Source organism: Streptomyces sp. NPDC051662, assembly GCF_040681655.1.
In the GTDB taxonomy this organism is placed as follows: Bacteria; Actinomycetota; Actinomycetes; order Streptomycetales; family Streptomycetaceae; genus Streptomyces.
The window spans coordinates 57,612-70,027 of record NZ_JBFAZD010000022.1 but is presented as its reverse complement, the minus strand read 5'-3'; the positions used below and the strand labels follow the sequence as shown (position 1 = coordinate 70,027).

Below are 12,416 nucleotides of genomic sequence, written 5' to 3'. Positions count from 1 at the left end.
GGGGGGGTGCGCCGGGGGCGCGCGCCGAAGGCCGGATGGCGCGGTGCGCCCCCGCGCGCTGACCAGGTGATATTGCTACGTGTAGTTGATCCACAGCATGCTGTTACAGGCATCTCCGCCGTTCGGGGTGTCGACGCATGCCCCCCTGGCAACCTGTGAACGTGAACGATGGGGTGAAATGTCCGGTTCTTCGATATCTGGCGCGGGCCGGCCCCAGTCGGGCCGGGACGCGCGTGACACCGCACGCGCGCTGCTGGCCCGGGCCGCTCATCCCATACTGCTGCTCTCGATCGTGGTCGTCTTCGCGATGACCGCGCGGTACGGCTGGGACCCGAGCCGTGTCACCTTCGTCTTTCAGCTCACGGTGCTCTGCTACCTCGCGGGGCTGGAGCGGCTGATCCCGTACGAGCGCACGTGGCACCCCAGTAGGCGTGAGTGGCGCTGGTACGCCGTCTACTACGTCCTCACGGCGGTGGGCGGCGGGCTGGCGCAGTCCTTGGTAGTGACCGCTGCGGGCGCCGTGGCCCCCGCCGACCCGGCGCTTGCGCTCTGGGGAGAGATACCCCTCGCCCTGCTGCTGGGTTCACTGGCCAGCTATGCCGTGCACCGGCTCGGACACACCAATCCGTGGCTCTGGCGGCTGCACGGCGTGCATCATGTGCCCGACAAGGTCAACGTCGCCAACAACGGCGTCAATCACGTCATGGACGTGCTGATCTCCCAGGGCTTCACCCAACTGGCACTGGCACTCGTCGGGTTCTCGGAGACGGCCGTCTTCGGAGTGGGCCTGTTCGTCGTCGCCCAGGGGTATTTCGTCCACGCCAATGTCGCCGTGCGGCTCGGCCCGCTCAACCACCTTTTCGTGGGGCCCGAGTTGCACCGGCTGCACCACAGCACCGATCTGGCCGAGGCCGGGCACTACGGCTCCGACCTCTCCATCTGGGACCGGGTATTCGGCAGCTTCACCTGGCGGCCCGGTCGCGAACCGGCCGCGGTCGGCCTCGTGAACCCGGATTCGTTCCCCGGGACCGGCTCGATCGTCGCCACCCTGGTGCATCCCTGGCGACGGTCCGTGAAGGCCGGTGAAAACGCTGGCTGACCTCCCGGGCCCCCGCTCCCGCGAATACCCACGCTTCGGCGTCGCGTGCACCGCACCCGGACTCCGCCCCCGCTTCGGCGCACAGGCCCGGGTGCCCGCGCCTGCTCTTCGCGCACGTTGCGTGTTGACGACTCTAGGACCCTTCCATGGCTGAATCGCTTCCCACCACGCCTCCCGAGAAGATCGCACTCATCGGCATCGGCTGCCGGTTCCCCGGCGGAGCCGGTGACCACCGGACCTTCTGGCAGAACCTGCTGGACGGCAAGGACTGCATCACACCGACTCCGCGCGACCGGTACGACGTGACCACCCTCGGCAGCCGGGACCGGACCAAACCCGGCCGCCTGGTGGGTGGCCGGGGCGGATACATCGACGGCTTCGACGAGTTCGATCCCGCGTTCTTCGGCATCAGCCCCCGCGAGGCCGACCATATGGACCCACAGCAGCGGAAGCTGCTTGAGGTGACCTGGGAGGCGCTGGAGGACGGCGGTCAGAAGCCGGCCGAACTGGCCGGAGGCGATGTCGGTGTGTTCATCGGCGCGTTCACGCTGGACTACAAGATCCTCCAGTTCTCCGACCTCCGGTTCGACACCCTGGCCGCGCACACGGCGACCGGCACGATGATGACGATGGTGTCGAACCGCATCTCGCACTGCTTCGACTTCCGCGGCCCCAGCCTCTCCATCGACACCGCGTGCAGCTCATCCCTGGTCGCCGTGCATCTCGCCTGCGAGAGCCTGCGCCGGCGTGAGAGCACCCTCGCCCTGGCCGGCGGCACCCTGCTGCATCTGACGCCGCAGTACACGATCGCCGAGACCAAGGGCGGCTTCCTGTCCCCGGAAGGCCGCTCCCGTACGTTCGACGCCGGCGCGGACGGATACGTACGCGCAGAAGGCGTCGGTGTCGTGGCGTTGAAGCGCCTGTCCGACGCTCTGCGGGACGGTGATCCGATCCACGCCGTGATCACCGCGAGCGGGGTCAACCAGGACGGACGCACCCATGGCATCACGGTGCCCAGCGCCGACGCCCAGGTCACCCTGATCGAGCGGGTGTGCGCGGAGGCCCGGATCGCACCGGGCAGCCTCCAGTACGTGGAAGCCCACGGCACCTCCACCCCGGTCGGCGACCCCATCGAGGCCGACGCGCTCACCCGGGCCCTGGCCGTCGGCCGCGAACCGGACGCTCCCTGTTATGTCGGCTCGGTCAAGACCAACATCGGGCACACGGAATCGGCCGCCGGAATCGCCGGACTCATCAAGACCGCCCTCAGCATCGAGCACCGTACGATCCCGCCGCACATCAACCTTGAGCGGATCAACCCCGCCATCGACCTCGCCGCCGCGCCCTTCAGCATTCCGGCCCAGGTCACCGACTGGCCCGCGCACAAGGGCCCGGCGCGGGCCGGCGTCAATTCGTTCGGCTTCGGCGGCACCAACGCGCATGTCCTGCTGGAGGAGGCACCGCCGTCCACCGCCGAGGCGCGGCCGTCGGCACCCCGCCCGCGCCACAGCGTCCTCCCGCTGAGCGCGCGCGACGCGTCCGCCCTGCCCGTACTGGCCGAGGCGATCCGCCGGGAGCTGGCGGAGCCCGCCGCGGGCGCCCCGGGGCAGGCCGTGTCCCTCGCGGACCTCGGCCACACGCTCGCGCACCGCCGCCAGCACCATGACGCCCGGCTGTCCGTCGTCTACTCCTCCCGTGACGACCTGGACGAGGCACTGGCCGCGCAGGTGCGGGGCGAGGCCCACCCCCGTGTGCTCGTGGGCCGACGGCGCGAGGACCGGCGGCGGCCGGCCTGGGTGTTCACCGGCATGGGTCCCCAGTGGTGGGGCATGGGCCGCGAACTGTTCGCCTCCCAGCCCGTCTACCGGGACGCCGTCCTACGCTGCGACCGCGAGATCGCCGCGCTCACGGGCTGGTCCCTCGTCGAGGCGATGGGCGCGGACGCGGCCGACTCCCGGATGGCGGAGACCTGGCTCGCCCAGCCCGCCAACTTCGCCGTACAGATCGGCCTCGCCGCCCTCTGGCGCGCTCATGGGGTGCATCCCGACGCCGTCGTCGGTCACAGCACGGGCGAGGTCGCCGCGTTCCACGAGGCGGGCGTGTACAGCCTGCGCGACGCGGCGCGGATCGTCGTGCACCGCAGCCGTCTGCAACAACGCTTGGCGGGTACCGGAAAGATGCTCGCCGTGAGCCTCACGGAGGACGAGGCGGCGCGCCGCGTCCGGCCCTACGGAGAGCTGGTGTCCGTCGCCGCGGTGAACAGCCCGGCCGCGATCACCCTCGCCGGGGACGAGACGGCCCTTGGCGCACTCGCCGAAGAACTGCGCGCGGAGAACGTCTTCGCCAAGTTCCTCACCGTACATGTGCCTTACCACAGCGCCCGCATGGGGGAGATCAAGGACGAACTGCTGTCCTGCCTCTCCGGCATCGAACCACGCCCCGCCCGGGTGCCGCTGTATCTGACCGCGCGTGAGGGCCGGGCCCACGGCACCGAACTCGACGCGGACTACTGGTGGCACAACGTCCGCGACACCGTCCTCTTCCGCTCGGCCGTCGAGCGCATGGCGGACGACGGCCACCGTGTCTTCCTGGAGATCGGCCCGCATCCCGTGCTGGCCCACTCCATCAGGGAATGCCTCGCGGACAGACCCGCCGGGCAGGGCACCGAGGTGGTGACCCTGCCCTCCATCCGCCGTGAGGAGGACGAGGAGATCCGCTTCACCACCTCGCTCGCCGCGCTCCACAGCCTCGGCGCCGACATCGACTGGGACGTGCTCCAGCCCGCGGGAAGGCCCGTATCCCTGCCGGGCTACCCGTGGAAGCGCGACCGGTACTGGACGGAGCCGGATCCCGTGGCAGTGGTCAGGCTCGGCCGGGTCGACCATCCCCTCCTCGGTCGCCGGCTGGCTACCGCCGAGCCGGTGTGGGAGACGGAGCTCGACCTTGAGACCGCCCCGTATCTGGCCGACCACCGCATCCAGGGGCGAGCCCTGTTCCCGGCCGCCGGCTATCTCGAAATGGCCGCTCAGGCCGTACGGACCCTGACCGGCGGCACGGCGACCGCGCTCGGCGGCATCGAGCTGCGCAAGGCCCTGTTCCTTCCCGATGACGCGTCCCGCACCGTGCAGTTGGCGCTCTCCCTGGAGGACTCCTCGTTCACCGTCGCGACCGGCACCGGCGAGAGCGGGGAGCGCGCGGTCCACGCCAGCGGTGTCGCCCGCGCCGACCACCGCCCCGCCCCCCTGGCGCCGCTGGACATCGACGCGGTCAGGGCACGCGGCGAACGTCATCTCGACAGCGGAGCCTGCTACGCCTCGCTGGGCTCGCTCGGCTACCACTACGGTCCCGCCTTCCAGGGCATCGAGGAGCTGTGGACCGGCCGGGGCGAGGCGCTGGCCAGGATCCGGCCGCCCGAGGCCATCGGTGACGACGCGGCGCGCCATCACCTCCATCCCGTCCTGCTCGACTCCTGCTTCCAGGCTCTTCTCGCCGCCGGGAGCCTCGGCGGTCCGCGCGCCCTGCCCACCCCGGCGGAGGACGACGGCCCGGCGGGCGGGTCCACCGCCACCGGCATCCTGCTGCCCCTGTCCATCGCCGAGGTACGTACCGGCCCGGTCGGCGACCGGGCGCTGTGGGTCCATGCCAACGTCACCCGGCAGCGGGACGGCGAACTGGTCGGGGACATCACCCTGTACGGCGACGACGGACTCCCGCTCGGGCAGGTGAGCGGGTTCCGGGCCGCCGATGTGGAACAGGCGTCGGCCGCCGTGGGGCTGGGCACGATCGACAACTGGCTCGCCGAACCCACCTGGACCGCGTGCCCTCTGGGCTCCGATCCGGCCACCGCTCCCGCGCCCGGCGGCTGGCTGCTGTTCGCCGACGCGCCCGGCGGAGTCGCGGACGCGCTCGCGGAGCTGGTCGGCGCGGGCGGTGGCCGCTGTCACCTCGTACGCCCCGGCGACTCGTACACCGTCAACCGACGGGCGGGCACCTCGACCGTGGTGCCCGGCAGCGTCGACGATCTGCGCCGGCTTCTGGCCGACCTGGCGCAGGATTCGGAGGGTTCCGGCGCCGCCGTCGACACCGTCGTGCACCTCTGGAATCTCGACCTGCCGGCCCTCGACGAGACCGAGCGCGGGCGCCTCGAAGAGCACAGCACCACCGGGGCGTACTCCTTGGTCGCCCTCGCGCGGGCGCTTCAGGAGGACCGGCGTCAGATCGGCGCGCCCGCCGCCCTGCACATCGTCACGCGCGGTACGCAGGCCGCGGATCGCGGTGACGCCGTGGAGCCGCTGGGCGCCCCGGCCTGGGGCATCGGCCGCGTCCTGCGCCACCAGGAACTGACCGCGCACCGGGGTAAGTTGATCGACCTCCCCCTCGTCCCCGAGGGCGCGCGGTCAGCCGACGCGCGAGGGGCCGAGGCGCGGTCCCTGCTGGACGAGATCCTGACGGCCGCCGCGCATCCCGGTCCGTACGAGGACGAGATCGCTCTGCGCCATGGCCGCCGCCTCATCAGCAGACTCACCCGCCCCGGCGACCTCACCCGCCCTCTGCCGCCGCGGCTGCGTCCGGACGGCGCCTACCTCGTCACCGGGGCATTCGGCGCCCTGGGCAGGCTCCTGTGCCGCTTCCTCGTGCGGCGCGGTGCCCGTCATCTCATCCTCGTCGGCCGTACCCCCCTCCCCGACCGCGCCACCTGGCGCGACCTGGACGGCGACTCGCCCGCCGGGCGCAACGCGCGGTTCGTCAAGGAACTGGAGGCCCTGGGCGCGCACGCGGTCCACGCACGGCTGGACATCACCGACGAACCGGCCCTGGCCGCCTGGCTGGACGCCTACCGGAGCCAGGACGCCCCGCCCGTGCGCGGTGTGTTCCACCTCGCCGGGCATGTGCGGGACACACTCGTGCCCGCCATGGACCGTGCGGCCTTCGACTCCGTCCTCACGCCCAAGGCGGCCGGTGCCTGGCTGCTCCACCGGCATCTGCGTGACGCACCGCTCGATCACTTCGTCCTCTTCTCCTCGATCGCCTCGCTGCTCACCACCGCGGGCCAGACCAACTACGCGGCGGGCAACGCCTTCCTCGACGCGCTGGCCCACCACCGCCGCGCCCGGGGGCTGCCCGCGCTCAGCATCGACTGGGGCCCCTGGGCTACCGGCATGATCGAGGAGCTGGGGCTGGTCGAGCACTACCGCGCCAGCCGCGGCATGAGTTCACTCTCGCCGGACGCCGGCATGGCCGTGCTGGAGCGTGTCCTCGGCCAGGACCGCCCCCAGTTGCTGGTCGCGACGGTGGTGGACTGGAAGGTCTTCCTCGCCTGGTACGAATCGCCGCCACCGCTCGTCTCGGAGCTCGCCGACGGCGCGGACGGCGGTGCCGGGTCCGACGAGGACAGCAGCTTCCTCGATGTCTTCCGCGCGGCGGACGAGGAGCGCCGTACGGAACTGGTCGCCGAGCGGTTCACGGCGGCGGCGGCCATCGTGCTGCGTGCGCCCATCGAACAGGTCGAGCGGACGAACAGCCTGGCCGCCCTCGGTCTCGACTCGCTCCTGGCGATGGAGCTCCGCGCTCGCGTCCTCGCCGAGACCGGTGTCGCCCTGCCCCTGGTGGCTCTGCTCAGCGGCGCTCCCGCCGCCGAACTGAGCGGTCAGCTGCATCAGGCGGCGGCGACTCTCGTCGCGGAGTCCGAGGAGACGGCGGAGACGGCGGGCGCCTCGGGGACCGGCGCCGCGGTCGAGATGTACGAGGACGAGTCCTGCCATCCCCTCACCCAGAACCAGAAAGCGCTGTGGTTCCTCAAGCAGCTCAACCCCGATGGCTTCGCCTACAACATCGGCGGCGCCGTCGAGGTCAGGACCCGGCTGGAACCGGAGCTGATGTTCGACGCCGTCCGTACGCTCGTGGCCCGGCATCCCATGCTCCGCGCCAACTTCTCGCTGGAGGACGGCCGGCCGGTGCAGCGCGTCTCGGCCGGGGGCGAACCCGACGTGGGGCTGTTCGACGTGCAGGGCCGCGACTGGGAGGACATTCACGACCTGATCGTCCGCGAGTACCGCCGTCCGTACGACCTTGAGAACGACCCGCTGATCCGGATCCGCCTGTTCAAGCGCGGCCCGGACCGCTGGATCATCATGAAGGCCGTCCATCACATCATCTCGGACGCCATCTCGACCTTCACGTTCATCGAGGAACTCCTCGCGCTGTACGAGGGGACGCGCGAGGGCCGTCCCGTCGCGCTGCCGCCCGTACCGGCCCGGTATCTGGACTTCCTGAACCGGCAGAATCGGTTCCTGGCCTCTCCCGACGCACGGCGCATGCTGGACTACTGGCGCGGCAGTCTGCCCGCCGAGGTGCCGGCCCTCGATCTGCCCACCGACAAACCGCGGCCGGCGGTGCAGACCCACAACGGCGCGTCCGAGTTCTTCGTCCTGGACGCGGACCTCAGCGCCCGCGTCCACGCCCTGGCCCGCGAGCACGACGTCACGGTCTACATGGTGCTGCTGAGCGCCTACTACGTCCTCCTGCACCGCTACTCGGGCCAGGACCAGATCATCGTCGGCAGCCCGGTGACCGGCCGCACCGATGAGGAATTCGCCTCCGTCTACGGCTACTTCGTCAATCCGCTCCCGCTGTACGCGGACCTGTCCGGCTCCCCGTCCGTCGCGGCGCTGCTCTCCCAGGTCCGCAGGACCGTTCTCGGCGGGCTCGACAACCAGGAGTACCCGTTCGTCCTGCTCGTGGAGGAGCTGGGTCTCCAGCACGACCCGAGCCGGTCGGCGGTCTTCCAGGCGATGTTCATCCTGCTGGCCCACAAGGTGGCCTCCGAGCAGTACGGATACCACCTGGACTACATCGAACTGCCCGAGGAGGAAGGTCAGTTCGACCTGACGCTGTCGGCGTACGAGGACGAGGCGGAGCGGTGCTTCCACTGCGTCCTCAAGTACAACACCGATCTCTTCCTGCCCGAGACCGTGAGCCGGATGGCCGGGCACTACGTGAATGTGCTCGACGCCCTCACCCGCGCGCCCGCCGAGCAGCCGGTGGCCCGGCTCGACCTGCTCGGCGCCGGGGAGCGCGCACGCCTCGTCCATGACTCCACCGCGCTGGGGCGCTCGCTCCCCCATGACAAGCCGGTGGACCAGCTGATCTCCGAGGCCGCCGCCCGCCACCCGGACGCCGTCGCGGTCTCCGTACCGTCCGAGTCCGGCGGCACCGAGCAGCTGACGTACGGCGAGCTGGAGAGCCGTGCCCGGCGTCTGGCCGGCCGTCTGGTCGACCGGGGCGCGGGGCGCGGGGACGTCGTCGCCGTGTGCCTGCCCAAGTCGTCAGAGCTGATCGTCGCACTGCTCGCCGTCCTGAAGGCCGGCGCCGCGTATCTGCCCCTCGATCCCGACCATCCCACCGACCGGCTCACCCATATGCGGGACAACGCGGGGGCGGCCCTTGTCATCACCGGCGCCGCGGACCGGGAACGGCTCGCGGCCCCGGGGGTCGAGATCCTCACCGATGTCCTCGTGGCGGCCGGTCCCGCCGGGGCGGACGGCAGCGGCACGCCGGGCTGCCAGGGACCCCGCAGCGAGCTGGACTCGCCCGCCTATGTCATCCACACCTCCGGGTCGACGGGCCGCCCCAAGGCCGTGCGCGTCAGCCACCGCGCCCTGGCCGCCCTGCAGGCCGCCTGGCAGGAGGAGTACGGCCTCGGCACGGAGCCCGGCGTTCATCTCCAACTGGCCGCCGTTTCGTTCGACGTGTTCACCGGCGATCTCGTCCGCGCCTTGTGCTCGGGCGGCCGGCTGGTCCTGATCGGCCGCGATCTGCTGCTCAACACCGCCCGGCTGTACGAGACGATGACCGCCGAGGACGTCGACCGCGCGGAGTTCGTCCCGGCCGTCGCCCGCGCGCTCATGGACCACTGCGCCTACGGCGGCCACCGGCTTGACTTCATGCGGCTGCTGATCGTCGGCTCCGACGCGTGGAAGGTCGAGGAGTACGAGCGGCTGCGCGGCCTGTGCGGCCCGGACACCCGGGTGATCAATTCGTACGGGCTGACCGAGGCGACGATCGACAGCGCGTATTTCGAGGGCCCCACGGAAGGACTCGAACCGAACCAGCAGGTGCCGATCGGCAAGCCCCTGCCGAACTGCTCCCTGCACATCCTGAGCGACCACCATGACCCCGTACCGCCCGGTGTCACGGGCGAGTTGTGGGTCGGCGGCGCGGGCCTCGCCCTCGGGTACGCGGGCGACCCCGAACAGACCGCGGAGCGCTTCGTGTCCCTGACCCTGGACCGCGGTCCCGGCGCCGCCCCCGAGCGGCTCTACCGCACCGGCGATCTGGCCCGCAGGGACGCCAGGGGCCTGATCCACCTTCTCGGCCGCGCGGACGCGCAGCTGAAGGTGCGCGGCCATCGCATCGAACCCGGCGAGATCGAGTATCCGCTGATGTCCCTGCCCTGCCTCGCCCAGGCCGTCGTCACGGTCCGTACCGACGCCCGGGGGGAGGCGGCCCTGTGCGCCTACTACGTACCGGTGGCGGGAAGCGAGCCGGACCCGGGCGAGCTGCGCGGTCATCTCGCCGAGCGGCTGCCCACGTATCTCATCCCGGCCCACTTCACCGCGCTCGACACCCTGCCGCTCACCTCGAACGGCAAGGTCGACCTCGCCGCGCTGCCTGAGCCCCGGGCCGAGTCCGGCGAGGAGAGCCACGAACCACCGGTCACGCTCTACGAGGAGCGGATGGCCGCCCACTGGCAGTCCCTGCTCTCGCTGGGAGCTGTGGGGCTGCGGAGCGACTTCTTCGCCTCCGGTGGCAGTTCCATCAAGCTCATCGAACTGATCCACCGGCTCCAGGCCGAGTTCAACATCACCGTCCCGGTCAGCCTGCTCTTCAAGGTCACGACACTGCACGGCATGGCCAGAACGGTCGAGGACATCATCACCGGCAGGATCTCCGGCGGCCGGCCCTATCTGATGTTCAACACCGGCCAGGGCCCCACGTTGTTCTGCTTCCCGCCGGCCGGTGGACACGGACTCGTCTACCGTCGGTTCGCCATGCATCTCCCCCAGTACGAGCTTGTCGCCTTCAACCACATCGACGGCGACGACAAGGTGCTCCGCTACGCGGACCTCATCGAGACACTCCGCCCCGAGGGTCCCTGCCCGGTGTTCGGGTACTCGCTCGGCGGCAACCTCGCCTTCGAGGTCGCCAAGGAACTGGAAGGGCGCGGACGTGAGGTGCCGCATGTGGTGATCATGGACTCGTACCGCATCCTGGAGGCCCATTCGCTCGCCGCAGAGCACATGGAGGCGTTCGAGCACGAGCTGCGTGGCCATCTGCACCGCCACACCCGCTCCACGGCCGTCGCCGACGAAACGCTCGCCCAGGCCAGGGAGTATCTGGACTTCTGCGGCCGCACCCCCAATCTCGGCACGGTCGCGGGGACCGTCAGCGTGATCTCCGACGAGCGGAAGGCGGCCCTCTACTCGGCGGGCCGGCGCGGCACCTGGCACGGCAGCTCGACCACTCGCACCGAACTGCTGCGGGGCCATGGCACACACGCCGAGATGCTCGACGAGAAGCACCTCGCGCGGAACGCGGAACTCACCGTCGCCATCCTCACCGGCGTCACCGGTCTCGCCGGAGGTGAGACGCATGTCGCGTGAGACCAGGCCCGTGTGGCAGCGCCGTGAGCGCACTCCGGGCGACAAGCCCCGGGTCATCATCGTCGGCGCCGGCATCGGAGGGCTGTCCACCGGCTGCTACGCGCAGATGAGCGGCGCCGAGACCCGTGTCTTCGAACGGCATGTCCTGCCGGGGGGCTGCTGTACGGCGTGGTCCCGGCAGGGCTTCGTCTTCGACTACTGCATCGAGTGGCTCACCGGCACCGGCACCGGCAACGACGCCAACCGGGTGTGGCGGGAGCTGGGGGCCCTGGACGGCAAGACCATCGCCAACTTCGAGATGTTCAACACCGTTGTCGACGAGGCCGGGCGCGCGGTGACGTTCTACAACGACCCCGACCGGCTGGAGAAGCACCTGCTGGAGATCTCGCCCGTCGACGCACGGCCCATCCGTGCCTTCTGCCGTGATCTCAGGCGCTTCATCGATATCAACCACTATCCGTTCATCACTCCCCCGCCTCTTCGGACACCCAGGGAGAAGCTGGCCGAACTACGCGTGATCCTGCCGGACTTCCTGCTGTTCTGGCGGACCGCCGTGACCCGTATGGAGCGCTTCTCCGACCGGTTCCAGGACCCGCTGCTGCGCCGGGCGTTCCCGTTCATCTTCTTCCAGGACCACGAGGTCTTCCCGCTGCTGCCGTACCTGTTCAACATGGCCAGCGCCCACCACCGGAACGCGGGCTTCCCACAGGGCGGCTCGCTGGGCCTGGCCAGGTCGGTCGAAGAGCGGTACACCTCGCTGGGCGGACGTGTCGACTACCGCACACGGGTGGCGCGCGTCCTGGTGGAGAACGATCGTGCGGTCGGTGTGGAGCTGCGCGGTGGCGAGCGGCACTACGCCGATCATGTCGTGTCCGCCTGCGACGGCTACACCACGATCCACGGACTGCTCGACGGCCGGTACACCAGCCCCAGGGTCGACAAGCTCTTCGGGATGATGGACCGGCCTGAGCTCGTCTACTCCGGGGTCGTCTCCGCCTTCGTGGGCCTCAAGGGCGAGTTCGACCCCGAGGAGAGGCACAGCACCACCTATCTGCTGTCCGACGAGGACAGCGCCGCCCTGCCGAGCGTGCTGCAGAAAAGCATGGTCGTCCAGCTGCGCTCCCGCTATTCGGACGGTTTCGCCCCACCCGGCAAGTCCGTCGTGCACTGCACGTATTTCAGCGACTACACGTACTGGAAGGACCTACGGCGCACCGACCGCAAGGCGTACTGGGCGCGCAAGCAGGAGGTGGCCGACTTCGTCCGCGCCTTTCTGGAGCGGCACCACCCCGGCATCGCCGACACCATCGAGGTCATCGATGTGGCCTCCCCCACGACCACCGAGCGGTACACCGGCGTGCGGGGCGGCAGCATCCTGGGCTGGAAGTCCTTCACCGACGCCGATGACGTGATCACGGAACTGATCAACAAGGACCGGATGCGGCTGCCGAGCCTGCGAGGTTTCTCGCTGGCCGGGCAGTGGTTCGGTGGTGGCAGCCTGATCCGCGCCGCCGCGAGCGGACGGTTCGTCACCCAGTTCATCTGCCAGGAACTGGGGCTGGAGTTCCGCGCCTGGGAGAGCGGCGGAACGGAGCCATGGCATCCGGGAAAGCTGGGCCGGCTGCCACAGCTCGAACAGCGGGGTGTCCGGTGAG

At 70.6% G+C, this 12,416-nt stretch carries 3 protein-coding genes; all 3 read left to right on the top strand.

The window, feature by feature from the left end:
• Positions 1–178: 178 nt before the first annotated feature.
• Positions 179–1,099 carry a sterol desaturase family protein gene (locus AB0M67_RS30255; protein ID WP_365750628.1) on the top strand — a complete coding sequence of 307 codons (921 nt, stop codon included), beginning with the start codon at positions 179–181 and terminating at the stop codon, positions 1,097–1,099.
• 146 nt (positions 1,100–1,245) lie between these two features.
• Positions 1,246–10,761, top strand: coding sequence for an amino acid adenylation domain-containing protein (locus AB0M67_RS30250; RefSeq protein ID WP_365750626.1), 9,516 nt, complete (start codon positions 1,246–1,248; stop codon positions 10,759–10,761).
• Positions 10,751–12,415, top strand: a complete 1,665-nt coding sequence (locus tag AB0M67_RS30245; RefSeq protein WP_365750624.1) for an NAD(P)/FAD-dependent oxidoreductase — start codon at positions 10,751–10,753, stop codon at positions 12,413–12,415. Before AB0M67_RS30250 ends, AB0M67_RS30245 begins: the two co-directional genes overlap by 11 nt.
• Position 12,416 lies beyond the last annotated feature (1 nt).

Excerpts from the sequence above, each read along its gene's own strand:
- AB0M67_RS30245 (WP_365750624.1), top strand. The coding sequence starts at position 10,751 with ATGTCGCGTGAGACCAGGCCCGTGTGGCAGCGCCGTGAGCGCACTCCG.
- AB0M67_RS30250 (WP_365750626.1), top strand. The coding sequence starts at position 1,246 with ATGGCTGAATCGCTTCCCACCACGCCTCCCGAGAAGATCGCACTCATC.
- AB0M67_RS30255 (WP_365750628.1), top strand. The coding sequence starts at position 179 with ATGTCCGGTTCTTCGATATCTGGCGCGGGCCGGCCCCAGTCGGGCCGG.